Consider the following 24793-nt stretch of genomic DNA (forward strand, 5'->3'; position numbering starts at 1 on the left):
ACGGCCGCGGAACTAGATCCAGCGCCGGCTGCGGAACCAGGCGAGCATGCCGAGAATAATGCAAATCATCACGCCCCAGAGTACGAAATAGCCGTACTGCGTGTGCAGTTCCGGCATATTGTCCCAGTTCATGCCATACACTCCGACCAGGAAACTCAGCGGGATGAAGATCGTAGATACGATCGTCAGCGTCTGCATCACGCTGTTCATCCGGAAGCTGATTTCGCTCACGTACAGGTCATACAGGCCATTGGTCACGTCGCGGTAGGTTTCCACCAGGTCGGTGATCTGGATGACGTGGTCGCGCAGGTCGGCCACGTACACCTGGGTGTCGGCGGTGATCTGCCGGCTCTCCGTATCGCTGAAGCGGTTCATAAGTTCCCGCAGCGGACTGATGCTCTTGCGCAGGGTGAGCAGGGCCAGTCGCAGGTCGTGAATCTGGCTTTTGGTCGACATCTCCGGCGAGCGCATGATGGTGTCTTCCAGCTTGTCGAGTTCACTTTCGATCTGATCAATCACCGTGAAGTACTTGTCCACGATGTTGTCTACCAGGGCGTAGGCCAGGTAGTCCGGCCCCCGGCTGCGGATGCGGCCGCTGGAGGTCTCCAGCCGCTTGCGTACGCTGCGGAACAGGTCGCCGCCGTCTTCCTGGAAGGTCAGCACGGTGGATTCGGAGAGGTAGATCGACACCTGCTCGATGCTCAGGTCGCGGGTGGTGGGCTCGAATGCGAAGGCCTTGATCACGATCAGTACGCCGTCTTCGTAGACTTCCATCTTCGGCCGCTGGTGTACGTCCACCACGTCTTCGAGCGCCAGGGGGTGCATGCCGTACTGCTTGCCGAGGCGCTCCACGAGTTCCAGATTGTGCAAGCCGCGCATGTCGTACCACAGGGTGGCTTCCTCGGTGCGGGGGGTGGGGATGTCTTCTTCCACGGTCTGCACTTCCAGGAAATCGCCGTGGTACTGCGTCAGGTGCATGTGTACCTGTTCCATCTGCCGGTGACCGGTGTACACCATGGTGCCGGGTGGGGCGCCGGCCTTGGTCCGGGTGGTTACAGCTTTTTCTTCCTTGGAGCGCAGCAGGTTGTAGATTCGCATAGGGGCAGGTTGGCGCGGACGCGGGTGCAAGGTAAAGCAGCAAGAGCAAGGTAAGTAAACGACAGCGTTTGCCCCGGGCCGCACCACCGGCGGGTAGTATCTTGGCGGGTCGATAGTTTTACGCTTATGCTTCGGTATTTCCTTCCCCTTTTCGCCCTTCTGATTCTCTTTTCCTGCTCCGACGGCCGCCGCTCGCTGGAACACGTGGAATTGCCCGACGATAGCCCCCTGCTGGTGGTGGGGGGAGCGGGCAACGGCTGGCTGGACGGACTGGGCGACCTGGGTGCCCGGGCGGCCGGTAGCTACGCCCTGCTCGACGAGGATTCCCTGTTCCGGTACCGCAACCTCGCGCTGGTGGAGCCGACCTTCGACAGCCTGACCCCCCACCGGCGGCGGGCCGTGGAGCGCTTCGTACTGGCCGGCGGGCGGTTGCTCATCCACGATGATCGCCCGGATGTCCCCTTTGAGTGGGACTGGTACGCCCGTATCCGGAAAGCGGCCGTCGGCAAAATCGAGCCTCATGGCCTGGGGCGGGTGTTTGCCCCGGCCACGCTGCCCGCCAAAAATGAGGTGCAGGCTTTTTACACCACCGCGGATCGCCCGACGGGAGAAGCCGTGGACCTGCCGCCCCCCGCGCCGCAGTGGGATCGCTTTCAGGTGGAGGTGCTGGATAATGACATCTACGAGCCCATGGAAATGGAACTGCTGCCCGGCGGACAGATCCTCTTCCTGGAACGCCGGGGCAAGATGAAGCTCTACGATCCCCGCCGCGGGAGTACCCGGGTGGTGCGGGAGTTCGACGTCTGCACGGAAGGCAACTACGAGGACGGCCTGCACGGCTTGGCCATCGACCCGGACTACGGCCGCGAAAACCACTACATCTACCTTTACTACAGCCCCGCCCCCTGCGATTCTACCGATCAGCTGCTCAGCCGCTGGGAGTTCCGCGACGGTACGCTGGTGGAAGGTTCGGAGACCGAAGTGCTGCGGGTGCCGGTGCAGCGCGAGACTTGCTGCCACTCCGGCGGGAGTGTGGAATTCGGACCGGACAGACTACTCTACCTCAGTACCGGCGACAACACCAGCAGCAAGGAAAGCGACGGCTATACCCCCATCGACGAACGCCCCGGCCGCGGACCCTTCGACGCCCAGAAATCCAGCGGAAACACCCACGACCTGCGCGGCAAGATCCTGCGCATCCAACCCCTGGCGGAGGGTGGCTACGCCATACCCGACGGCAACCTCTTTCCGGCCGACGGTTCTGACGGCGCTCCGGAGATATACGTTATGGGAGCCCGCAATCCTTTCCGGTTAACCGTGGACCCCTGGACCAACTACCTGTACTGGGGCGACGTGGGCCCGGATGTGGGAGAGGCTGGTCGGTACGGCCCCCAGAGCTACGACGAGTGGAACCAGGCCCGCGAGGCCGGCAATTACGGCTGGCCCTACTTCGTGGGAAACAACTTCGCGTACCCCGACCGCGACTTTGCCACCGATTCCGTGGGTGACCTCTTCGATCCGGCCGCCCCGCGCAACTACTCGCCCCACAATACCGGACGCCGGGAACTGCCCCCGGCGCGGCCGGCGCTTATCTGGTACCCCTACGGGCCGAGCACGGAATATCCCCAGTTGGGTCAGGGATCGCGATCGGCCATGGCCGGTCCCTTTTACGATTCCACCCGCCTGCTGCCCATTGCCGGGCGGGCCCTGCCCGAGTACTACCACGGCAAGTGGTTCATTTACGAATGGGCCCGCAGCTGGATCAAGGTCGTCACCCTCGACAGTGCCCGGAGCACTGTCGTCCAGATCGAGGACTTCCTGCCCGACTGGCCGGTCAGCAAACCCATCGACCTCAAGATCGGCCGCGACGGCGCCCTGTACGTGCTCGAATACGGCAACGACTACTTCATGAATAACCCCGACGCCCGGCTGGTCCGCATCACCTACAGCCGGGGCAACCGGCCCCCGGTAGCCGTGGCCGACGTCTCGGAAACCGCCGGCGGTATTCCCTTCCGGCCCCGGCTGAGCGCGGAGAAAAGTTTTGATCCCGATCCTGCAGACAGCCTGTCTTACCGGTGGTTCGTCGATGGCAAACTCGTAGGCATGCAGGCAGTGCTGGAACCCACCCTGGCCACCGCCGGACGACACCTCGTACGGCTGGAAGTGCGTGACCCAAGTGGGGCCCGTAGCGAGGCCAGTCGGGAACTGGTAGCCGGCAACGCCCGTCCCCGCGTCACCCTGGTCACTGCCGGCAATGCCAGCTTCCTCTTTTCCGACGGGGCGGAAGTCAGCTACCGGACGGTGGTAGAGGACGAGGAGGACGCCGCCGACGGTAGATTGGAAGTTGGTCAGGCCGTGGTGAACGGCGACTGGATCGACGATCCGCAACTCGTTGCCGCCCTGCGGCGCGGCGAGCGCCAACTCCCGGCCGGCGACCTGCGCTACGCCGCCGGGCAATCGCTCATCGATGAAGGGGATTGCTACACCTGCCACAAGGAACGCTCGGCGAACGTCGGCCCTTCCTACCTGGAGGTGGCCGAGCGGTACGACGATGCGCCGGCCACCATCAACCGGCTGGCGGAGAAAGTCATCCGCGGCGGCAACGGCAACTGGGGCGAACGCATGATGTCTGCCCACCCCACGCTATCGGATGAAGATGCCCGCGTGATGGTCGGTTACATTCTTTCCCTCAATAATGCAGGTCGCATGCCCCTGGCCGGTACCGTACGTCCCGGTAAGGGAGCGGGTAGTTACGTGCTGTCAGCCAGTTACCGCGACGGTGGGGGGAAGGGCAATACGCCGGCCCTCACGGGGCAGGGACTCGTGGTACTGCGCGACCCGAACCTCGAAGCCGAATCGGCCGCCGATGAGTTGTACCGCGCCGCGGTGCCGGGCAGCGGACAGCGCAACGCCTTCCGCGTAGTAAGCTTCCGGCCCGGCGGCTGGATGAAACTGGCGGATGTTGACCTCACGGACCTCGGTGGAGTGCAACTGCAGCTCCACGCGGAGCGCGAAGGCGACCTGGGACTTTACCTGGGCGGACCGGACGGAGAATTGCTGAGCCAGGCCACCGTGGCGGCTGCGGAAGGCTACCGGGAGATCGATCTCCGACTGCCGGCCCGGAACGAGCGGGGGGACCTTTACCTGGTCTGGAAAGGAGAGGGTGGGGTAGTAGCCGACGATATGGGCCACCACCGGCCCGCCGACCTGGGGTGGATCGATCGCTTGACCTTTTATCGCGGCATGCCCGGAAAATAAACACCCGGCCCTTGCGGGCCGGGCGGAGTATTAGCGATTTTGAAAGGGGTAAGGCGTAAGCCTTTGCAGTACACTAGTTGCGGGGCAGTTGCTGCTTGCCGAGCCAGCCCGTGTCGAAGTTGCCTTCGCGGAAGTCTTCTTGCTTAAGCAGCCACTGGTGGAAGGGGACGGTAGTCTTGATGCCTTCCACGATGAACTCGTCCAGCGCTCTTTCCATCTTGGTGATGGCCTCGGCGCGGGTGGGGGCCCGCACGATGAGCTTGGCGATCATGCTGTCGTAGTAGGGGCTGACCGTGTAACCGGCGTAGACGTGGGTATCCACCCGGACGCCGTGGCCCTTGGAACTGTGGAAGCTGGTGATCTTGCCCGGGCTGGGGCGGAAATCGTTCCAGGGGTTCTCGGCATTGATGCGGCACTCGATGACGTGGCCCTTGGGGAAGTAATTCTTGCCCGTGAGCCTTTCGCCGTAGGCTACCTTGATCTGTTCCTTGATGAGGTCGTGATCGATGGATTCCTCCGTGACCGGGTGCTCTACCTGGATACGGGTATTCATCTCCATGAAGTAGAAATTCCGGTCGGCATCGACCAGGAACTCCACGGTACCCACACCCTCATAGTTGATGGCCTGTCCTGCCTCGATGGCCGCTTGTCCCATCCGCTGCCGGAGGTCGTCGGTCATGAAGGGGCTGGGGCATTCCTCCAGCAATTTCTGGTGGCGGCGCTGTACGGAACAGTCGCGTTCGCTCAGGTGTACGACGTTGCCGTACTGGTCGCCGATGATCTGGATCTCGATGTGGCGTGGCTGAACGATGTACTTCTCCATGTAGATGCCATCGTTGCCGAAACTGGCCTTGGCTTCGGCGCGGGCGCTGTTCCAGGCGTTGATGAATTCATCCTTGCTCTTGACGATCCGCATGCCCTTGCCGCCGCCGCCGGCGGTGGCTTTGATCATGACGGGGTAACCAATCGCCTCGGCGCGCTGCATGCCGTCTTCGGCACTCTTCAGCAGGGTGCCGTCGCCGGGCACGACGGGTACGCCGGCGCGGATCATGGTGTCCTTGGCGGTGATCTTGTCGCCCATGTTCCGGATTTGCTCCGGGCGGGGGCCGATGAACTTGATGCCGTAGTCCTGGCAGATTTCCGCGAAGTCGGCGTTCTCGCTCAGGAAGCCGTAACCGGGGTGGACGGCGTCGGCGTTCGTGATCTCGACGGCGGCCATGATCTTGGGAATGCTCAGGTAGCTTTCGGCGGAGGCGGGCGGACCGATACAGACCGCCTCATCGGCGAAGCGCACGTGGAGGCTTTCGCGGTCGGCGGTGGAGTAAATGGCTACCGTCTTGATGCCCATTTCCCGACAGGTTCGGATAATGCGCAGCGCTATTTCGCCACGGTTGGCGATGAGTATCTTGTTGAATTTCTGGGCCATGCTGAGGTTAAGAGGGGTCTACCAGGAAGAGCGGTTGATCGTATTCAATGGGCTGGGCGTCTTCGACCAGTACCTTGACGATTTTACCGGCCACTTCCGATTCGATTTCGTTGAACAGCTTCATGGCTTCCACGATACAAACGGTGTCGCCTTTGGCGATGCGGTCGCCTACCTTGACGTAGGGCGGCTTGTCGGGGGAGGAAGAGCGGTAGAAGGTGCCGATCATGGGCGACTTCACCTCGAGCAGTTTGGTCTTGGACTCTCCATCGCTCTTGCCGGAGGACTCGTCCGATCCGCCGCCACTGGGGGCCGCCGGTGCGGGAGCGGGGGCAGCAGCGGGAGGACCGTAGCTGGGAGCAGCGGGGGCCGGTGCCGGTACGCTGATGATGGACGGGGCGGGGGCCACCGCACCGGAGGCGGAAACCGGATTATAGGATTTGCCGCGGATGTGCAGGGATACCTGCTCGTCCTTGTACTTGAACTCCGAGACCTCGGTCTTGGTGATCAGTTTAATCAGTTCCTGAATGTCTTTAAGCGTCATGCGTTGGGCGTTGTGAGTTACACACGGCTCATGTAAGAGCCGCTGCGAGTATCTATCTTAATTTTGTCCCCGGTGTTCACAAAGAGGGGCACCCGAACCTCCGCGCCGGTCTCCAGGGTCGCGGGTTTGAGGGTATTGGTGGCGGTATCGCCCTTCACGCCCGGTTCGGTGTAGGTCACCTCCATTTCCACGTACTGGGGCAGGTCGATGGTCAGGGGAGTATTGTCTTCGGTGTTGTAGAGCACTTCGATGGTGTCGCCCTCCCGCAGGAAGCCGGGGTTGTCGATCATGGCTTCCTGAATGGTGGCCTGCTCGTAAGATTCGGCGTTCATGAAGTGGTAGCCCATGTCGTCCTTGTAGAGGTACTGCATCTTGTGGCGTTCCACCCGTACTTCGTCCACCTTATGGCCGGAGGGGAAGGTCTCGCTCAGTACGCGACCGGTCGAAAGGCTCTTGATCTTGGTGCGCACGAAGGCGGCACCTTTGCCCGGCTTGACGTGCTGAAATTCGACTACGCTGAAGATATCGTGGTTGTGCCGGAAGGTGAATCCGTTCTTTATATCTGAGGTGGAGGCCATATGATTCGGTTTAGGGCACGGGACAATGTAAGCATTCGGCCCGTATTCGGTTAGGAAGCGCGAAGATAGGATTTCTCCCTATATCTATTCCGCCCCCTCCAGCATTTGGTGGTCGGCGAAGCTGTAGTAGCGCTGCCCGGCCACGATGAGGTGGTCCAGGAGGTGCAGGTCCAGACTCCGGGCCGCCCGGGCCAGTTTGGCCGTAAGCCGGATGTCGGCGGCGCTCGGCTGCAGTTGTCCGCTGGGGTGGTTGTGCGCCAGCACCAGGGAGGTCACGCTCCCGTGCTGCAGGGCGGTACGGAAGATCGTGCGGGCATCGGCTACGGTGCCGGTGGTGCCGCCCCGGCTGATGGTGTGGGCCCCCAGCAGCCGGTTGGCGCGGTTGAGGCAGAGGATGTGGAACTCCTCGTGGTGTAGATCGGACAGCCGCGGCCGCAGGTGCCGGAAACAACTGGCGCTGTCCGAGAGTAGTGGTTTCGCGCGCGGATCTACCGACTCCCGTCGCCGGCCCAGTTCGAAGGCCGCCACCAGTTGCATGGCCTTCACCTTGCCCACACCGGGCGTCCGGGTCAGGTCCTGCACTTGCCGCGTGGCCAGGTCGTGCAGGTCATGACAGGCATCGAGAAGGAGGCGCCGGGCCAGGTCGAGGGCCGAGACGCCCCGCATGCCGCTGCGCAGCAGGATAGCCAGCAACTCGGCGTCGGTGAGGCTGCGGGGGCCGTGGTAGAGGAGTTTTTCGCGGGGTTGCTCATCGGGGCACAGGTCGCGCATCTGCAGCGGCGGCACCGTAGGGGATATATAAGTCATCGGGCGGTAGTTGGCGGACCGCCGGGGAGGGAGCAACGGCTCAAAGATAGGCCGCCCGCCGGATTACTTCTCCATTTCGGAATAGAGACGACCCCGACTGTAGGCCTTCAGCACGTGGCGTACCGTGGAAGTGAGGTTGGCGGGCAGGGACCCGTAGGGGTGCCACTCCACGTTCTCGAATTTTTTGCGCTCGCGGCTCTCCGGCTCTCCCTCGTAGTGGTGGGCGCGGAAGTACAGCACGATGCGGTGGGCTTTCTTGTAGCGTTTGTGCAGTACGTGCACCAGGCTCAGGTCGGCCGGGGTAAGCCGGATACCGGCCTCCTCGAAACTCTCGCGGATGAGGCTTTCTACGGCGTACTCCTTGCGCTCGATTGTGCCTCCGACCAGACTGTAGTTCCCGCCGTTGGGTTTGGTCTGTTTCAGCAACAGAATACGACCGCGATCCTCGAGGATGAGGCGTGCTTTCAGGGAAACCTTAAATTTGGCCATGCAGGGGAGTGACGTATGTTTGCGCAGGCTTGCGGGGCGCAATATACCCAACCCAAGGTACTGCCCGGGCGTTAACGCCCTAGCCGTTACCTTTGCCCGGCTTTTAATCCCCACACGTTTATGCGTCACGACAGTGTTCTACAAGCTATCGGCAACACCCCCCTGATTCGCCTCGATCGCATTTGTGGTACCAGAATTCCCGCTACCGTTTACGGCAAAATGGAATCCATGAACCCCGGGCAGTCCGCCAAGGACCGCGCGGCCCTCTACATGATCGAGCAGGCCGAACGTAAGGGACGCATCCTGCCGGGCGCCACGCTCATCGAGGCCACCAGCGGCAATACCGGTTTCAGCATTGCCATGATCGCCGCCATAAAGGGGTACAAGTGCATCCTGACGCTTTCGGACAAGGCCGGCCCCGAAAAGCAGGCACTGCTGAAGGCCCTGGGTGCCAAGATCGTGCTCTGCCCCAAGGACGCCGCCCCGGAAGATCCGGCCTCCTATTACAGCAGGGCCGAAGAACTGGCCGGCACCATCCCGAACAGCTTTTACCTGCGACAGAACTGGAACCTCGACAACAGCGGTGCCCACTACCACAGCACCGGACCGGAAATCTGGGCCGATACCGAAGGCAAGGTTACCCACTACGTATGCTGCGCCGGCACGGGCGGTACCCTCTCCGGCACCGCGCGTTACCTCAAGGAAAAGAACCCCGACGTCACGGTGGTGGGCGTCGACGCCTACGGTTCGGTACTGAAAAAGTACTGGCAGACCGGCCTTTTCGACCCCGAAGAGATCTTCAGCTGGAAGGTGGAAGGATTGGGCAAAACCATTATCCCGGACAATGTCGCTTTCGACCTCATCGATGAGTTCATCAAGGTAGGCGACCGCGCGGCGGCCCTGCGGGCGCGGGAACTGGCCCAGCGCGAAGGACTGTTATTGGGCTACAGCAGCGGAGCGGCCCTGGAGGCGGTTTTCTCCCTGCGCAAGCAACTAACACCGGACGACGTGGTTGTCGTTCTTTTCCCGGATCACGGAAGCAAATACCTGGGCAAGGTGTTTAATGATGAATGGATGCAGGAGCAGGGTTACCTCAAACCCAACGGGGAACCGGCTTCCTACAGCGTAAAACACCTGCAGCGGATGTATCGCGTTTATAAACGGATGTATGGCCGCAAAATTAAACAACGCCTTAACTTGGTATAAGTCCGGGGAAACCCGATCAACCTAACTGGCACCCATGAAAGCCCGAACACAAAAATTCAAATCGAACGCGGACGTCTCACCACCGATGTTCGAGAACAAGCTATTGAATCGGCTGACGCAGACCCACATCGCCACGCCGATCATCATCTTTTTTGTCTACGCGATCGGTCTGCTCTGGTACACCGAAGCACGCACCGACATACCCGCCCTGATCGTCGTGGCCGTCTTCTTCGCCGGCATCCTTGGCTTCACGTTCACGGAATACGCCGTTCACCGCTGGGTGTACCACCCCCCGCACGGTGCCTCCGAAGCCTACCGCAAGGCGACCTACAAGATGCACGGTATGCACCACGACTATCCCAAGGACAAGCGTCGGCTGGCAATGCCCCCGATCGTGGCCATTTTTCTGGCCACCAGTCTGTTGTTCCTCTTCGAAATGGTGCTGGGCCAGTATTCATTCTCCTACCTGGCCGGCTTCGTGGTGGGCTATGCCCTTTACCTCGTCGTACACTACACCGTGCACATCTACGCCCCGCCCCGCAACTTCCTGCGCGCCCTATGGGTGAACCATTCCATCCACCACTACAGTGAGGATGATGTGCTTTTTGGCGTGTCGCAGCCCCTGTGGGACTACGTTTTTGGTACCATGCCGCGGTCGGAAAAGGACAAGAAGATGGCCCGGGAAATCCACCGCTAGGCTTGGCGGCGGGCTCCTATATGGAAGACGTCCGGGAGGTTACCCGCCTCATTCCCCCCGGCCGGGTCACGACCTACGGGGCTATAGCCGATTTCCTTACCCTGGGTAGCGCCCGGATGGTCGGGTGGGCCCTTTTTCAGGGAGTAACCGTGGCCGATGACGTGCCGGCCCACCGGGTCGTCAACCGCCGCGGCGAACTCAGCGGCCGCAATCACTTTATTACGCCTACCACCATGCAAGAGCGTCTCGAGGCGGAGGGGGTAGTCGTCCGCAACGATCGGGTGGCCGATTTCGCGAGCCGCTTCTGGTCACCCAATGAGTTACTCAATCCATGATTCAATTATTGCTGGAAACCGCCACCGAAGTCTGCTCCGTGGCCGTGGCGCGCGACCAGGAACTCCTTGCCGAAGTCACCGCCGCCGGCCCACAGCAGCACGCCAGCCGGTTGACGCTGTTTATCGCCGAAGCGCTGGAAAAAGCCGGGCTTAGCCTGCACGAGCTGGATGAAGTAACGCTCAGCGACGGCCCCGGAAGCTACACCAGCCTGCGGGTCGGGGCCGCCACCGTTAAGGGACTCTGCCTGGCCCTGCCGAACCTTCATTTTAGTGCCGTGTCAACCCTGGAGGCACTGGCCTACGCCGTCCAGGCTGGTGGGGCGGACCGCATCCTGGCGACGGTGAACTCCCGCCGCAACGAAGTATTCGGCCAGGTATTTAACGCCGAAACCTTAGCGCCGGAAACCGAGGTAATGAACGTGCGCCTCAGTGATAGCCAATGGCGGGGCCGGTTGCTCGACGGTGCCGGGCTGGGCAAAATCGTGGTGTGTGGCCCGGGACAGGATCGCGTCCGGGAGGTGCTCGACGGCGACAATGCTTTCTCCTTCGCGGAACCAACCGCCCCGGCGGCCCGGCATTTGCTGGCACCCGCGCGCCGGCGCCCCGACGTAGCCGCTTACGAACCCTTTTACCTCAATCCGCCCTTCGTGACGCGCTCGAAGAAGAAATCCCTACTGTGAGCACCCGACGCTACCTGCTGGAACTGGCCTACTGCGGCACGGACTACGCCGGATGGCAACGGCAGCCCAACGCGCTGTCGGTAGAGGAGACCATCGATACGGCCCTGTCGACCATGCTGGGTACGCCCATCAAACTGGTGGGCTGCGGACGGACGGATGCCGGGGTCCACGCCGAGGACTACGCCGCGCACTTCGATTTCGAGGGTGAGCTGCCCCCGCGTCTGCTGGGACGGCTGAACCGGTACCTCCCCGCCGACATCGCGCTGCGGGCCCTTCACCACGTCCCGGAAAGTCTGCACGCCCGCTTCAGTGCCACGGGCCGCTCGTACATCTACCGCATGAGCCTGGAGAAAGATCCCTTCCGCCCCAACACCGTGGCCTGGGTGCCGGCGCTGGGTGCCCTAGATCACCGCAAGATGGAGGAAGCTGCAGCCCTGCTCCTGGAGTATTCCGCATTTGCCCCTTTTTGTAAGACCAATTCCGACGCCTATACTATGAATTGCGCGCTGACGGAGAGCCGGTGGGAATTCGGCGAACGGAGTCTGACCTACCATATCTCGGCCAACCGCTTTCTTCGGGGGATGGTCCGGCTCATTGTCGGGATGTGCCTGCGCGTGGCAGAGGGGAAGTTGTCGCTGGACGAAGTGCGGGTGGCTCTGGACCGGCAGCAACGTCTGCCCCGGCCGTGGAGCGCCCCGGCCGCCGGGCTGTATTTGTCGCGGGTGATCTACCTGGATCGAACGTCCTGGAGGGGGGTTCCATAATACTGATGTCAAGCGTTATCTTTGCTCCGGACAACACCCTGCCTTAAGCACCTGCCGCCGTTCGGCCCCTATGGGCTAAGTACCCACCCAAAGCACACCTATGTTCGTATTTATACTCAGCTTTCTGATATCCTTTGCGCTAGTATTTGCCATCATGCCTAACGTGATCCGCATTGCTATCGAAAAGAAATTGGTGGCCACGCCGGAAGCACGGAGTAGCCACGACATCATCACGCCCTGCCTGGGTGGTATACCCATTTTCCTGGGCATTCTTTTCTGTGCCCTGTTGCTTACGCCGCTGGACCAGTGGGGGGCGCTACAATACATTCTCAGTGCGCTGGTGATCGTGTTTATGATCGGGACCAAGGACGACATCAGCCAACTCTCGGCCGGGAAAAAAATGGCCGGCTTGTTTATCGCTATCGCGATTCTAGTGACCCGCGGGGAAGTCCGGCTGGAAAGCATGTACGACCTCTTTTACATTTCCGGCGATCTGCCCTTCTTGCTGTCCATCGCCGCCAGTGCCTTTACCCTACTGGTCATTTCGAATGCTTTCAACCTCATAGACGGCATCGACGGACTGGCCGGCACAGTCGGTGTGATCGCGATGGTCAGTTTTGGAACTTGGTTCTTCGTCGTAGGTATGGTGCACCTGGGCGTCCTTGCCCTGGCCGCGGCCGGCGGCTTGCTGGCCTTCCTATACTACAACGTATCAAAGGTGCAGAAAACCTTCATGGGCGATAGTGGAGCCCTGGTAGTCGGGATGCTGCTGGGCATCATGACTATTGAATTTATTGATGTGTGCGCCACAGCTTCCATCCCCTCGATCTACCGCTTCAACCAGCCGATCGCCGTAGCGGTGGGGATTCTGATCATTCCCCTCTTCGATACCATCCGGGTATTTATCACCCGCTTGTTGCGCGGTCAGAGTCCAATGAAACCGGATCGACGCCACATCCATCACCTGTTGATCGATTCCGATCTTTCACACGTGCAGGCCACCTTCGTACTGGCCATGGTCAACCTGGCATTCATCAGCCTGGCTCTTTTCCTTGATCCGCTCTTCGACCTTCACCTAATCTTGGTTGTAGAGATCGGATTGGCCTTGGGCCTAACTTATCTACTGTACCGGCATGCTTTGCGCATCAAGCGCCAAAAGCGCGAGATGACGAATCCGGCCACGCCCGCCTCTGTCCCCCAGCCCCAGACCGTTTGAATGCGCTTTTAGTCTTCCTGGGCGGGGGGCTGGGTGCCTTATGCCGTTACGGGCTGGCGCGCCTGCTGCCACCCGCGGCGCTGACGGAGGGTCAGTTTCCCTGGGCGACCTTTCTGGCCAACCTTTTGGCCTGTATCATTTTGGGTGTCGCCCTCGGTCTGATGACACGCGACCAGTTGTCCCGCAGCGGTCAGCTGCTGTTGGTCACGGGCTTCTGCGGCGGATTTTCCACCTTTTCCACCTTTGCTGCCGAACTGACCGAGCTGCTGCAGGGCGGTCACGCCGGGGTAGCCCTGCTGTACCTGGGCGGCAGCCTTCTGCTAGGAATTATCAGTATCGGGGCGGTGGTATACCTGACGTCGGCTCCGATTTAGCCGGGCTGTAGGTGCCCATGCTGATCAGGATGGCGGTACTGATGAAAAAGAGGGACCCCACCTTGTCCGTCTCCAGCAAGTCGTTGATGATGCTGAAGGCGGCCACCACCGTTACGGAAAGCAGACTGGCCACGACGGCGGCGCGGGCGGCCGGATCGTCCTGTTGGAGGTAAAGCGATTGGCCGAAATAGAAGATACTGAACAGGAAAGCAACCAGCAGGAACAGGCCGGGATAGCCCTGCTCGACCAGGGTCATGAGGAAGTAATTGTGGATACCGCTGCGATCCTGGTTGTCACTGACGTAGGTCTGGAAGTTGTTGTTGGTATACCCCTCGTAAAGCTCCACGAAACTGCCGGGGCCGAAGCCCGTGACCGGCCGGTACGGCACCATATTGCCGCCTGCTACCCAGCGGTAGAAGCGCTCCATGGTACTGATGTCCTCCAGTTTGTAGGTAGCCGAAATGAGGTTGTCGAATTCCTGGTGGGCAATGGTGGTGTCGTAATTCGGGGCGTACTCCAGGTACTGGTTGTCCTGCACGAAGTATACCGCTACCCCGGCGGCGGCGACGAAGGCCAGGGTGACCGCCGGACGCAGTAGCCGGTACCGGATCAGGGCGTAGGCGGCCGCGGCAAGCAGCAGGGCCACGTAGGCCGCCCGGGTGTAGGAGAAGAAAATAGTGGCCGACCAAATGGGCACGATCAGGTAGAGCATCCAGCGGTAGGACTTCCCCCGGTGGCGCCGCGACCAGATGAAGTACCCCAGCCAGGGCGTGAAGGTGGCCAGGCATCCGGCGTAGGATACGTGGTTGCGCATGAAAGGACTCATGGTGCGGAACTGGTCCGCGAAGCTGAAGCCGTAGCCTGCGTGGCGGACCAGCGTCTGGACGGCTACAAACAGCAATGGCCAGAATACGCAGTGCGCAAAGATGGTCACCGCCCGCGGCGTACGCAGGAGCAGCAGGGGCAGGAGGAAGAAAGCCCCGACGTACCACAACTTGGCCAGCGAGAACTTCAGGCTGATCACCTTGAGCTCTCCAAACCCGCTGGCCACCAAGATCCAGGCCACGTGCAGGTACAGCAGGAGGGCGATAGGGTGGAGGAATGTCCGGTGGTCGTAGGCGGGCCAGTGACGGGCAGCGTGCAGCAGCAGCCAGCCGGTCAGTCCTACTGCGATGGGTTCGGTGGGCAGGTCCGTACCGATGCCCCCGGGCAGCTCGATCTCCGTACCCAGGGGGATCATCACCAGCAGTAACCAGAAGAATGGGCGCACGTCTACCGCGGCCTGCATGCCCACCCACAGCAGCACCGGCAGCCCGGCGATCCAGTAATGGCCGCTGCCAACTGCCAGCGCAATGCTCAGTACGACCACCACGGCGTATCCGCTGTAAAGTCGCACCGGGCTCATCGCGTAATGCTTCCCCAGTCGTATTGTCGGCCGCTCTCGAGCAGCAGTACGCCGATCACGGCGCACAGGAAGGTGAGCACGGTAGTGGCCACGACGATCAGCCAGCGGATGGGCGAGCTCTTGACCAGGGGCGTGCGGGCGGCTTCGATCACCTCCAGGGTGCGCCGATCGCCGTCGAGGATGCTCTGGTACTGCTTCAGGCGGGTGCGGCTTTCGCTGAGCGACTCGTTCGCCTGCAGGCGTTCCTCCTCCAGGTTGTCGATTTGGCCGATGCTCGCATTGAGTTTGGCCAGTTGGTCGGTGAGGGCACCCCGGGTTTGGCGCAGGCCGGTGAGATCGACGGTCAGTTTGGCGATGCTGTCCCGCACACCCATTTCCCGGAAGGCGGTCAGGCGGGCCTGGGTACCCGCGATCTGCTGGTCGAGCTTGCTGGCCGCGGTGGCCAGGGCTTCGCTCTGCGCCTCGGTATTGTAAATTCCGGAGGTTTCGCGGAGTTCGGAGAGCCGCTTGTTCAGTTCATCCAGGCGGCGCTGGCTTCCTTCGGCCTCCTGCTGCAGGCCGCTGGCGTTGCGCCCGTGGGTAGCGCGGATCAGCCGCAGGTTAACCTCGTTGATGCGTTCCCGGGCGGCGTTGGCCATTTGGGCGGCGCGCGCGGGATCACGGTCCTCAACCGTGAGTTCAATGATGTCGCGGGGCGTACGCTCCACCGCGTAGCGCCGCTGGAACTCCTCTACGACCCGCACCGGCCCCTTCCGGTTGGTACTGTCGATGTCGTATACTCCGTACAGGTTGAAGGTGTCGATCATATAGTCGATCACTTCGTTGCTTTCGGCGATGCTGAGGAGCCGGTCGATGTCGTCCCCGGTCCCGTAAAACTGGATGCGCGCGCCCGCGGTTCCGAAGGTGCTTTCGATGGAAACCTGTTCCGGGCTGATGGCCACAAAGGATGTATAGCCGGTATAGTACACGGGCAACAGCAGCGAGATGATAATCGCAACGACCGCGCCGGCGGCGGTGGTGAACAGGATCGCCCGGCGCCATTGCCAGAGGGTGCGCAGTACCCCGAGAAGGTGAACGGGTGGGGGAGGGGAAGACGAATGGGTAGACGGCATAGATTAGCTTGGGGATCGCTCGGGGCAAAGGTAATACGCCCCGGCGCGGCGCGGCCGAATAGCCACCAGGGGTGTGCCGTGATCAGGGCGAAGGTGGGAGCCGCTGGCCTATCCTGATACCCCATCAATGCCTAATGTGGTATCGCATTCGGATCCGGTAGGCCATGTTTGTTGGGCAAATTCGTGGTTGTCAGAACAACTGTTTGGCAGCTTATTGCCAATCATCACTTACATTTAGGCAAGCAAGGCAGCACCTGCAACGGTTCTACCGTTTAGCCTGCAAGCCCCAAATCACTAACCATCATTATGTTACGAACCAAAAATCCACTCGCAGGCAGCCTGATCATGGCCCTGTTCCTGCCTTGTCTACTCTTCGCCCAGTACCCCGTAACGGGTACCGTCACCGACGTAGACGGTGAGCCCCTGATCGGGGTTTCCATTTTGGTGGTTGGTACCACTTCGGGTACGGTCACCGATTTTGACGGCAATTTTCAGGTTGACGTGCCGGACGATCCGGCCCAACTGCGCCTCAGCTATACCGGCTTTGCACCTCAGGTAGTCGAAGTATCGCGCGGCATCGGCCCGGTCGAGATCATCATGCAGGAAGATATCGCCAATCTCGAGCAGGTAGTGGTGACGGGCCTGGCTTCCACCATCAAGCGGTCTAACCTGGCCAACGCGGTCTCTACCGTAAGCGGGGAGGAACTTACCGGGGTGACCAGTCAGCAGACCCTGGACGGTGCCCTCTACGGGAAGCTCACCGGGGTGAATATTACCCAGACCTCGGGAGCACCGGGCGGCGGGTACGCCGTGCGCCTGCGCGGTGTCTCCTCTCTATCGGGCAACAACCAGCCGCTGTTCATCGTCGACGGGGTGTACATCTCCAACGTCGAGATCCCCAACGGATCGCGTAACGCCTCCGGTGCCAACAGCGCGAGCGAAGAATCGGCCTCCAACCGCGTCGCCGACATCAACCCAGACGACATCGAAAGCATTGAGGTACTGAAGGGCGCTTCGGCCGCCGCCATCTACGGTACCCGGGCGAATGCCGGCGTAATCATCATCACGACCAAGAAAGGCGTGTCGGGCGAAACCCGCGTATCTTTCAACCAGGACCTCGGCTTCAATACCATCATCCGGAAGGTGGGCCGCCGTTCCTACACCGCCGCCCAGATCGAAGAGCAATTCGGCGCCGACGCCCGGACGGAGTTCGAAGCCGCCCAATCCCGCGGCGAGATCTTCGACTACGAAGACATCATCTACGGAGAGAAGGGACTGATTTCCGATAGCCGCTTGCGGGTAAGCGGGGGCAACGACAAGACCAACTTCTTCGTCAGTACCAGTTGGCGCGACGAGGCCGGCATCATCAAGAATACCGGCTACGAACGCTTCACCGCCCGCCTCAACCTGACCCACAAGATCAACGACCGCCTGCGCGTCCAGTCCAGCACCAACTACATCCGGTCGGCGGCTTCGCGCTCCTTCAGCGGAAACGAGAACGAGGGCGGCCTGTCGTACGGTTACACCCTGGCCTTCACGCGGGACTACGTAAACCTGTTCCCGGATGCCAGCGGCAACTACCCGGACAACCCCAACTTCTCCGGCAACCCCCTGCAGACGCGCGACCAGACACGCAACGAGGAGAACATCGACCGCGTACTGGAAGGCATCAACGTGAACCTGAATGTCTTGCAGACCGGCAACCAGTCGCTCAACGTTATCTTCAACGGTGGACTGGACTTCATCCTCAGCAAGACTTTCGTCTACGTACCGGAAAGCTTCCAGTCGCAACGCGGCCGGCAGAACGGCTTCGTCGCCGAGGGAAAGAACGACCTGTTCAACTACAACTACAGTGCCATCGGGGTACACGACTATTACACCGAGAGCGGCATCAACTTCACCACCCAGGCCGGTATCACCTACATCAACCAGTCGGCCGACCAACTCCTGAGCCAGACCACCCAGCTGATCCCCCTGCAGACCAACCTCAGTCGGGGCGCCGCCCAGGAAATCGACCAGACGCTGGTGAATATTGAGGAATTCGGTTACGTAGTCCAGGAGGAAGTGAACCTCAACGACAAAGTGATCGCCACGGCCGGCATCCGTTTCGACAAGTCGTCGCTGAACGGTGACCCCAACCGCTACTTCGCCTTCCCCCGCGCTTCGGTGGCCGTGAACATCCACGAATTCGATTTCTGGAACACCGGAGGTGGCCTCTTCAACCAGGTCAAACTGCGCGCCGCCTACGGAGAAACCGGCAACAGCGCCAGTTTCGGCCGGCTGTTCACCTCCCTCACCAACACCAGCATCGGCGGGCGGGCCGGCTTCACGGTCAACGGCCAGCAGGGCAACAGCGACCTGGAGCCCGAAACGAGTTCGGAAATTGAATTTGGCACCGACATCGGCCTGGCTGACAACAAGGTCAACATCACGGCTACCTACTACATCCGCGACGTTACCAACCTGCTTTATGACCGGTCCCTGCCCACCTCATCGGGCTTCAGCAACGAGATCCGCAACGACCTCGACCTGCGCAACCGTGGTTTTGAATTCCAGCTGGGACTTAATCCCTTCCGTACCCCCACGATCGATTACCGGACCACCTTCAACTTCTGGCTCAACCGCAGCGAGATCACCCGCCTGGGCGTGAAGGATGGCGAGGAAGGCGAAGACATTCCCAGTTTCGTCCCGCCCGGCGTGGCCTTCGGACTCGGCCTGGGTACCTTCTACATCAACGAGGGGTCGCCGATCACCGGTCTATGGGAGAACGTAGACGGGGTACCCACTCAGACGGGGAATACGGAGCCCGACTTCCAGTTTGGCTGGAACAACAACCTGACGCTCTTCGAAAACCTGGACATCAACTTCCTCTTCCACTGGCGGCAGGGCAGCGAACTGCTGAACCTTACCCGCCTGCTGACCGACCTGGGCGGTACCACTCCCCGGGAATACGCGGACCTGGAAGGGTTCATCGAGGATGGCTCCTACTTCCGCCTCCGTGAGGCCGGGGTGGCATACCGCTTCCCCCTTGACAACAAGTTCCTCAAGGGGTTGAAGGTCGGCCTGTCGGGTCGCAACATCTTTACGCTTACGGATTACAGCAGCTACGACCCCGAGACTTCGGTGAAGGGCGGTGGAGGCCTGTCTACCAACATCGAGGTAGCCCCCTTCCCGAGCAGCAAGCAGTTCTACCTGCAGGTCGGACTGGAGTTTTAATCACCAACCCTAACTCATCGCTTCCGGGCGGGGCACGGCACCCGCGCCCGCGCCCGGAAGCCGAAAATATACCTTTATGAAAGCTTACATAATTCTTCTGCTGACCGCCCTGTCGCTGGCCCTCACGGGTTGCGAAATCGACGAACAGGTCGACCCTAACGGCCCAAGCCTCAGCGGGGTACTGAACGACGCCACGGAAGTGGAACTCGACCTGCTCGCCACCGGTGTCGAGGCCGGGATGCGCAATGGCTTTTCGAGCTACGTTACCGCCTCCGGTACCATCGCCCGCGAATTGTACATCTTCGACGCCGATCCGCGGAACACCGAGGACCTGCTGGGCAAGGGCGACCTGCAGCTCGACGCGAACACCTTCTATCTCACGGCACCCTTCGGCTCACGCTACACCGTAGTTAAGAACGCCAATATCCTTCTGGAGGCGGTCAACAACACCGATGCGGTGACGGAAGCCGAAAAGCAGGGCTATCGGGCCTTCGCCAACACGATCAAGGCGTATATGCTGAGCCAGGTCCTTGATCTGCTGGGCACCAACGGAATTCGCGTAGACGTGGCCGACCCTGCCAATCTGGGCCCTTACCTCAGTCAGGATGCCAGCTACGACGCCATTCTGGCACTGCTCGACGAAGCGAACAGCCAGCTGCAGGGAGCGGAATTCGCCTTTGTACTGTCGGATGGTTTTGCCGGTTTTAACACCCCTTCCACTTTTGCCCGCTTCAACCGGGCCATCGCGGCCCGCGTAGCGACCCACGCGGCGCGCTACCAGGCGGCCCTCGATTACGTGGAGGACAGCTTCCTGGACCTTGACGGCGATATTTCCGTGGGACCGGAGCACATCTTCAGCACTTCGCCGGGCGATCTCTTGAACCCGCTGAACAAGGCCCCCCTGCAGAGCGGTGACCAGATCATCGTTCACCCCCGCATCATCGCCAATGCCACCGCCGGCGACAACCGTCTCAACAAGTTCCGCCGCCGCACGCAGGCTACCAGCCAGGATGGTCTCAACGGTGAATTTGAAACGGCCCTGTACGAAACCGCCACCACGCCAATCGATATCATCCGCAACGAAGAGCTGATTCTCATCTACGCCGAGGCTAACATTAACCTTGGCAACCTGGAGGAAGGCGTCATGGCCCTGAATATCATCCGCGAAGCGGCCGGACTGGACGAGTACGATGGTCCCGTGACCCAGGAGGCGCTCATCGACGAAATGCTCTACCAGCGCTGCTACAGCCTGTGGGGCGAGGGACACCGGATGTTTGACCTGCGCCGCTACGGCCGGCTGAATGCCCAGTTCCTGCCCATCGACCGCCCGGGTGATGATGTCTTCACCCAGTTTCCCATTCCCCTTTCCGAAGGGGTCTGATCGGACCGAGGACCACGTAAAAAAGCCCCGTTACAAATCTGTAACGGGGCTTTTTAGTGTCAATTAGGTACGGGAGGGGAGGAGGGTTACTGGAGTACGATATCCTTCTCCTCGATCATCTTGCGCATGTTGATGAGGGCGTAGCGCATGCGGCCCAGGGCGGTGTTGATGCTTACGCGGGTGAGCTTGGCGATCTCCTTAAAGCTCATGTCGGCGTAGTGGCGCAGGATTACGACTTCGCGCTGCTCTGGCGGCAGGGCGTCGACGAGTTTGCGGACCTTGTCGTGGGTCTGGCTGCGGATCATGCCTTCTTCGGCATTGTCCTCGGGCGACTGGAGTACGTCGAAGATGTTGAACGTCTCGGTCTGCCCTACCTGGGGACGACGCTTGTTGCGACGGAAGGAATCGACGCACATGTTGTACGAGATCCGCATGGCCCACTGGAGGAACTTGCCCTCGTGGTTGTACTTGCCACGCCGCAGCGTGTCGATGATTTTGATGAATACCTCCTGGAAGATGTCTTCCGCTTTGCTGTGGTCCTTCGTGAAAAGGTAGATGGAGGTGTAAATTTTTTGTTGGTGGCGACCGAGCAGTTCTTCGAATGCGCGATCGTGGCCAGCGAGGTAAAGGTTGATCAGTTCCTGATCATTGATTGACTTGACGTCCATAACTAACACAGTTTCAATTGGGATTATTTCCCGAAGTGGGATCCGGCTCTAATGCCAGGGGCAGTTAGTGTAGACGTAAGACGATAGTAAGACTTTAGACGATTAGAGGGGGGTGCAACCCCTTTGCCTGTCAAAGATAAGCAAAACCCGTGCATATACACAATATACATTGTAGCCTTAACCGAATTTAACACGGACGCCACCCCGGGATCGTCGCGGCGCAAGGGGGTGGGGCAAATTTTAGAAAGCAGTGATTTTCAGCGCTTAAGGGTTCCGGCGACTGGGAAAGCACCCCATGATATCAATGTTCGAAAAAATGAAAAAAAATTAGAAGTGGCCGCTGAAGGTGCCAAAATCGAGCAAAACCGGGATGATTTTGAGCACCGGATGCTCACCAATCGCACGCTGAAAGCACAGCAGATGGGCAGGTCTGGCTGCAAGGATTTAATATTATATATTAAAATATGTGTTAATATTCCGATACATGCTTTTTTATATATATGTATTTCTCGTACTATCAGTTTAGTATACCCTTAATTTGTTCGTTCATATGATCCTTTCGTCCTGTTTCGACTCGAACGAAGGGGCCTGCGGCGGGTACCTTGGAGTATGAAATCGACCCAAGCCCCCGAACTCACTCGCCTGGACGCGGCCAACCGCGCGGATATTGAAGAGCTTTCCGCCCGCATCGTGGCCTACCAGCGCGGCCGGGAAGACGAAGACCGGTTCAAGCACTATCGCCTTACCCGCGGCGTGTACGGACAGCGGCAGATGGGCGTGCACATGTTCCGCACCAAGATCCCCTTTGGCCACATCACGCCCGATCAATTGATCGTCCTGGCCAACATCTCCGAAAAGTATACCAACGGCCGTCTGCACATCACCACGCGGCAAAATGTCCAGCTGCACTACGTGAAGCTGAACGACAGCCCTGCCATCTGGGAAGAACTGGTGGCGGCGGGAATGACCGCCCGGGAAGCCTGCGGCAATACGGTGCGCAACCTCACCGCCAGCCCGCTCGCCGGCGTTGACCCCGAAGAACTCTTCGACGTGAGTCCTTATGTATACGCCGCCTATGAGTACTTCCTGCGTAACCCCATCTGCCAGGAAATGGGCCGCAAGATCAAGCCCGCCTTTTCGAGCAGCGACCGCGACAGCGCCTTCACCTATTTTCACGACTTCGGCTTCATCCCGCGCCTCAAGGACGGGCGCAAGGGCTTCAAGGTGGTCATTGGGGGCGGCCTGGGGGCGGTTTCCATGGTAGCCCACACGGCCTACGAGTTCTTGCCGGCCGACCAGATCATTCCCTTCATGGAAGCCTCCATCCGGGTATTTGACCGCTACGGTGAGCGGGAAAAACGGATGAAGGCCCGGATGAAGTTCCTCATCAAGGATCTGGGTTTTGACCGCTTCATGGAGTTGGTGCACGAGGAATGGCCCGCAATCGCCAATAAGTCCTATGCCATCGACGAAACGCTGGTGCCGAAGCTTGGTACCGTGCCCGCCGACAACTTCCCGTCCACGGAACCCGTGAATCCCGCCGTGTACCGCGAATGGCTCAAGACCAATGTGCTCAATCAGAAGCAGCAAGGTTTCCACGCCGTTGCCGTGCGCGTGCCGCTGGGTAACCTGGAAGCGGAGCAGGCCCGCCTGCTGGCCGGCGTCATCCGCGAGTACGCCAGCGACGACATCCGCCTGAGCGTCCAGCAGGGTATGGTGCTGCGCTACGTGCCCACCAGTGCCCTGCCACACCTGTTCAATGGCCTGTACGCCCTGGACCTTGGGCTGCCCGGTTACGACACCACGGCCGACATAACGGCCTGCCCCGGTACAGATACTTGCGCCCTCGGCGTCACCAATTCGACCGGGCTTGCCCAGGTACTCGAACAGCTGGTGCGCGACGAATTTCCCGAGATGGTCAGCGAAGACGACATCCGCATCAAGATCAGCGGCTGCATGAACGCCTGCGGTCAGCACATGGCCGCCAACATCGGCTTCCACGGCTCCAGCATTCGCGTGGGCGATAAGATTGCTCCCGCCATGCAGGTTGTGGTTGGTGGTGGCATCGCCCCCGACGGCCGGGGCTTCATCGCCCAGAAAGTCATCAAGGTGCCCACCCGCCGCGTACCTGAGGTGGTCCGCATCCTTTTCCACGACTACAAGAACGAAGCTCACGAAGGGGAGTACTACAACGACTACGCCGAACGGCAGGGCAAGCGGTACTTCTACGGTTTGCTTAAGGCGCTGGGCGATACCGCCGACATCACCGACGAGGAGTTCTACGACTGGGGTCAGGATGAAGACTACAAGCAGGAGATCGGGGTAGGGGAGTGCGCCGGCGTCAGCCTCGACGTCATCGGGGCCATCCTGAACGACAGCAGCAACAAGCTTATCGCGGCCGGACGGAGCCTACAGGGCGATGCCCCCGCCGATGCCGGCTACCACGCCTATTCCGCCATGATTACGGCCGCCAAGGCCCTGCTGCTGGCCGAGGACCTGAAGTGCAATACCCACATCGGGATCCTGAACGATTTCCAGGAGCACTTCGGCGACCGCTTCCCCGAGATCACCGATTTCAAAGCGCACGTCCTGCGCATCAAGCAATCGGAGCCCACGCTTGAGTTCGTCTCCGACTACCTCGCCGATGCTCGCGCTTTTGTTTCCAAATCCATCGCTACCCGCGAACGTCAGCTGGACAAGCAGGTCGTAAGCGAATACTACAAAGCCTAAGCGCATGCCAGCCTTCCAGCAAAACACCGCCCGCATTACCCTGGTCGGGGCGGGGCCCGGCGACCCCGATCTGATTACCCGCAAAGGCCTGCGCGCCCTGGCCACCGCCGACGTGGTGCTTTACGACGCCCTCAGCAGCGATGAACTGCTGAACGAAACCCCCAGCCACTGCCAGCGCATCTTCGTCGGCAAGCGGGCCGGCTGCCACTACAAGAAACAGGAGGAAATCAACGCCCTGCTCGTCTCCACCGCCCGGGAATACGGTCACGTGGTACGGCTGAAGGGGGGCGACCCCTTTGTTTTCGGTCGCGGACAGGAAGAAAAGGCTTACGCCGAAGCCCACGGCATCCCGGTAGAGGTGGTGCCCGGCATCAGCAGCTGCATCAGCCTGCCGGAATTGCAGGGGGTAGCCCCGACCAGTCGTGGGTACGCCGACAGCTTCTGGGTCATCACCGCCCATACGCGCGACGGTGGATTGAGCGAAGACTTGTTCCGGGCCGCCCGGTCCGGAGCCACCGTCATCATTTTGATGGGACTGGGCCGATTGGACCAGATCTGCGCCCTCTGGGACGCCGAGGGACGTGGCAACCTGCCCGCTATGGTGATCCAGAACGGCAGCCGCCCCAACGAGCGCTGCTGGGTCGGTACCGTGAACGACATCTCCGCCCGCGTAGCCGCCGAACGCGACCGCGGCCCGGGTCTGATTGTACTGGGTGAGACGGTCCGACAGCACGCAGATTTTCCATCGCAGACCTCCCTTGCCCGGACGATTCAGGAGGTCAGCGCCACCCTTTCATAAGCCACGGTCCATC

21 protein-coding genes are annotated in these 24793 nt (G+C 60.7%); 12 read left to right on the forward strand and 9 right to left on the reverse strand.

From position 1 onward, the window contains the following. Positions 1–12: 12 nt before the first annotated feature. Complete coding sequence (corA, locus tag E4021_RS09525; RefSeq protein WP_136458771.1) at positions 13–1098, reverse strand: magnesium/cobalt transporter CorA; 1086 nt, start codon at positions 1096–1098, stop codon at positions 13–15. A 126-nt stretch (positions 1099–1224) separates the two neighbouring features. Here corA and E4021_RS09530 point away from each other — a divergent pair, with 126 nt between their 5' ends. Continuing rightward, entirely contained in the window at positions 1225–4356 is a 3132-nt protein-coding gene (locus E4021_RS09530; protein WP_136458773.1) for a PQQ-dependent sugar dehydrogenase, read from the forward strand. A gap of 73 nt (positions 4357–4429) precedes the next feature. On the opposite strand, the gene accC is transcribed toward E4021_RS09530, so the two are convergent. From accC to E4021_RS09555, 5 genes are all read right to left on the reverse strand, one after another. After that, positions 4430–5782, reverse strand: a complete 1353-nt coding sequence (gene accC / locus E4021_RS09535; RefSeq protein WP_136458775.1) for an acetyl-CoA carboxylase biotin carboxylase subunit — start codon at positions 5780–5782, stop codon at positions 4430–4432. Positions 5783–5789: 7 nt separating this feature from the next. Further along, the gene (accB, locus tag E4021_RS09540; RefSeq protein WP_136458777.1) at positions 5790–6323 is read right to left on the reverse strand and encodes an acetyl-CoA carboxylase biotin carboxyl carrier protein; all 534 of its coding nucleotides are present in this window, start codon (positions 6321–6323) and stop codon (positions 5790–5792) included. A gap of 17 nt (positions 6324–6340) precedes the next feature. Further along, positions 6341–6901 (reverse strand): elongation factor P, encoded by a 561-nt coding sequence (gene efp / locus E4021_RS09545; protein WP_136458779.1) that lies wholly within the window; start codon positions 6899–6901, stop codon positions 6341–6343. 84 nt (positions 6902–6985) lie between these two features. After that, entirely contained in the window at positions 6986–7708 is a 723-nt protein-coding gene (gene radC, locus E4021_RS09550; RefSeq protein WP_136458781.1) for a RadC family protein, read from the reverse strand. A gap of 63 nt (positions 7709–7771) precedes the next feature. Continuing rightward, on the reverse strand, positions 7772–8197 hold the full coding sequence (locus E4021_RS09555; protein WP_136458783.1) for an NUDIX domain-containing protein: 426 nt from the start codon (positions 8195–8197) through the stop codon (positions 7772–7774). 120 nt (positions 8198–8317) lie between these two features. Here E4021_RS09555 and E4021_RS09560 point away from each other — a divergent pair, with 120 nt between their 5' ends. The 7 genes from E4021_RS09560 (at position 8318) to crcB (ending at position 13469) form a co-directional block, all read left to right on the forward strand. After that, positions 8318–9403, forward strand: coding sequence for a PLP-dependent cysteine synthase family protein (locus tag E4021_RS09560; RefSeq protein ID WP_136458785.1), 1086 nt, complete (start codon positions 8318–8320; stop codon positions 9401–9403). A gap of 34 nt (positions 9404–9437) precedes the next feature. Continuing rightward, complete coding sequence (locus E4021_RS09565; protein ID WP_136458787.1) at positions 9438–10100, forward strand: sterol desaturase family protein; 663 nt, start codon at positions 9438–9440, stop codon at positions 10098–10100. A 20-nt stretch (positions 10101–10120) separates the two neighbouring features. Then, on the forward strand, positions 10121–10435 hold the full coding sequence (locus tag E4021_RS09570) for an MGMT family protein (RefSeq protein ID WP_136459263.1): 315 nt from the start codon (positions 10121–10123) through the stop codon (positions 10433–10435). Then, positions 10432–11115 (forward strand): tRNA (adenosine(37)-N6)-threonylcarbamoyltransferase complex dimerization subunit type 1 TsaB, encoded by a 684-nt coding sequence (tsaB, locus tag E4021_RS09575; protein ID WP_136458789.1) that lies wholly within the window; start codon positions 10432–10434, stop codon positions 11113–11115. Before E4021_RS09570 ends, tsaB begins: the two co-directional genes overlap by 4 nt. Then, positions 11112–11879, forward strand: coding sequence for a tRNA pseudouridine(38-40) synthase TruA (gene truA / locus E4021_RS09580; RefSeq protein ID WP_136458791.1), 768 nt, complete (start codon positions 11112–11114; stop codon positions 11877–11879). The genes tsaB and truA overlap by 4 nt, the downstream gene beginning before the upstream one ends. A 100-nt stretch (positions 11880–11979) precedes the next feature. Continuing rightward, positions 11980–13095 carry a glycosyltransferase family 4 protein gene (locus E4021_RS09585; RefSeq protein WP_136458793.1) on the forward strand — a complete coding sequence of 372 codons (1116 nt, stop codon included), beginning with the start codon at positions 11980–11982 and terminating at the stop codon, positions 13093–13095. Further along, positions 13092–13469, forward strand: a complete 378-nt coding sequence (gene crcB / locus E4021_RS09590; protein ID WP_136458795.1) for a fluoride efflux transporter CrcB — start codon at positions 13092–13094, stop codon at positions 13467–13469. The genes E4021_RS09585 and crcB overlap by 4 nt, the downstream gene beginning before the upstream one ends. Here the strand turns inward: crcB and E4021_RS09595 are convergent. Together E4021_RS09595 and E4021_RS09600 are read right to left on the reverse strand one after the other, a co-directional pair. Then, complete coding sequence (locus E4021_RS09595; RefSeq protein WP_136458797.1) at positions 13426–14874, reverse strand: O-antigen ligase family protein; 1449 nt, start codon at positions 14872–14874, stop codon at positions 13426–13428. The genes crcB and E4021_RS09595 overlap by 44 nt on opposite strands. Continuing rightward, positions 14871–15986: a GumC domain-containing protein gene (locus E4021_RS09600; protein WP_136458799.1), complete on the reverse strand. Its 1116-nt coding sequence runs from the start codon at positions 15984–15986 to the stop codon at positions 14871–14873. Before E4021_RS09600 ends, E4021_RS09595 begins: the two co-directional genes overlap by 4 nt. 306 nt (positions 15987–16292) lie before the next feature. On the opposite strand from E4021_RS09600, the gene E4021_RS09605 reads away from it, so the two are divergent. Both E4021_RS09605 and E4021_RS09610 read left to right on the forward strand, forming a co-directional pair. Further along, positions 16293–19202: a SusC/RagA family TonB-linked outer membrane protein gene (locus E4021_RS09605; RefSeq protein WP_136458801.1), complete on the forward strand. Its 2910-nt coding sequence runs from the start codon at positions 16293–16295 to the stop codon at positions 19200–19202. A gap of 76 nt (positions 19203–19278) precedes the next feature. Continuing rightward, on the forward strand, positions 19279–20583 hold the full coding sequence (locus E4021_RS09610) for a RagB/SusD family nutrient uptake outer membrane protein (protein ID WP_136458803.1): 1305 nt from the start codon (positions 19279–19281) through the stop codon (positions 20581–20583). Between the two features lie 86 nt (positions 20584–20669). Here E4021_RS09610 and E4021_RS09615 read toward each other — a convergent pair whose 3' ends face one another. Next, on the reverse strand, positions 20670–21251 hold the full coding sequence (locus E4021_RS09615; RefSeq protein WP_136458805.1) for an RNA polymerase sigma factor: 582 nt from the start codon (positions 21249–21251) through the stop codon (positions 20670–20672). Positions 21252–21860: 609 nt separating this feature from the next. Between E4021_RS09615 and E4021_RS09620 the strand changes: the two genes are divergently transcribed. Both E4021_RS09620 and cobA read left to right on the forward strand, forming a co-directional pair. Further along, on the forward strand, positions 21861–23981 hold the full coding sequence (locus tag E4021_RS09620; RefSeq protein ID WP_136458807.1) for a nitrite reductase: 2121 nt from the start codon (positions 21861–21863) through the stop codon (positions 23979–23981). 4 nt (positions 23982–23985) lie between these two features. Beyond that, the gene (gene cobA, locus E4021_RS09625) at positions 23986–24780 is read left to right on the forward strand and encodes a uroporphyrinogen-III C-methyltransferase (protein WP_136458809.1); all 795 of its coding nucleotides are present in this window, start codon (positions 23986–23988) and stop codon (positions 24778–24780) included. The last annotated feature ends 13 nt before the right edge of the window (positions 24781–24793 follow it).

The organism is Neolewinella litorea (genome assembly GCF_004803465.1).
GTDB classification, from domain to species: Bacteria; Bacteroidota; Bacteroidia; order Chitinophagales; family Saprospiraceae; genus Neolewinella; species Neolewinella litorea.

Bases quoted from the DNA above. Each gene is read 5' to 3' on its own strand.
- E4021_RS09620 (WP_136458807.1), top strand. From the start codon at position 21,861: ATGAAATCGACCCAAGCCCCCGAACTCACTCGCCTGGACGCGGCCAAC.
- E4021_RS09565 (WP_136458787.1), top strand. From the start codon at position 9,438: ATGAAAGCCCGAACACAAAAATTCAAATCGAACGCGGACGTCTCACCA.
- radC (WP_136458781.1), bottom strand. From the start codon at position 7,708: ATGACTTATATATCCCCTACGGTGCCGCCGCTGCAGATGCGCGACCTG.
- tsaB (WP_136458789.1), top strand. From the start codon at position 10,432: ATGATTCAATTATTGCTGGAAACCGCCACCGAAGTCTGCTCCGTGGCC.
- accB (WP_136458777.1), bottom strand. From the start codon at position 6,323: ATGACGCTTAAAGACATTCAGGAACTGATTAAACTGATCACCAAGACC.
- E4021_RS09610 (WP_136458803.1), top strand. From the start codon at position 19,279: ATGAAAGCTTACATAATTCTTCTGCTGACCGCCCTGTCGCTGGCCCTC.
- E4021_RS09560 (WP_136458785.1), top strand. From the start codon at position 8,318: ATGCGTCACGACAGTGTTCTACAAGCTATCGGCAACACCCCCCTGATT.
- E4021_RS09570 (WP_136459263.1), top strand. From the start codon at position 10,121: ATGGAAGACGTCCGGGAGGTTACCCGCCTCATTCCCCCCGGCCGGGTC.
- E4021_RS09615 (WP_136458805.1), bottom strand. From the start codon at position 21,251: ATGGACGTCAAGTCAATCAATGATCAGGAACTGATCAACCTTTACCTC.
- E4021_RS09555 (WP_136458783.1), bottom strand. From the start codon at position 8,197: ATGGCCAAATTTAAGGTTTCCCTGAAAGCACGCCTCATCCTCGAGGAT.
- E4021_RS09605 (WP_136458801.1), top strand. From the start codon at position 16,293: ATGTTACGAACCAAAAATCCACTCGCAGGCAGCCTGATCATGGCCCTG.
- efp (WP_136458779.1), bottom strand. From the start codon at position 6,901: ATGGCCTCCACCTCAGATATAAAGAACGGATTCACCTTCCGGCACAAC.
- E4021_RS09585 (WP_136458793.1), top strand. From the start codon at position 11,980: ATGTTCGTATTTATACTCAGCTTTCTGATATCCTTTGCGCTAGTATTT.
- corA (WP_136458771.1), bottom strand. From the start codon at position 1,098: ATGCGAATCTACAACCTGCTGCGCTCCAAGGAAGAAAAAGCTGTAACC.
- E4021_RS09600 (WP_136458799.1), bottom strand. From the start codon at position 15,986: ATGCCGTCTACCCATTCGTCTTCCCCTCCCCCACCCGTTCACCTTCTC.
- E4021_RS09595 (WP_136458797.1), bottom strand. From the start codon at position 14,874: ATGAGCCCGGTGCGACTTTACAGCGGATACGCCGTGGTGGTCGTACTG.
- accC (WP_136458775.1), bottom strand. From the start codon at position 5,782: ATGGCCCAGAAATTCAACAAGATACTCATCGCCAACCGTGGCGAAATA.
- E4021_RS09530 (WP_136458773.1), top strand. From the start codon at position 1,225: ATGCTTCGGTATTTCCTTCCCCTTTTCGCCCTTCTGATTCTCTTTTCC.
- cobA (WP_136458809.1), top strand. From the start codon at position 23,986: ATGCCAGCCTTCCAGCAAAACACCGCCCGCATTACCCTGGTCGGGGCG.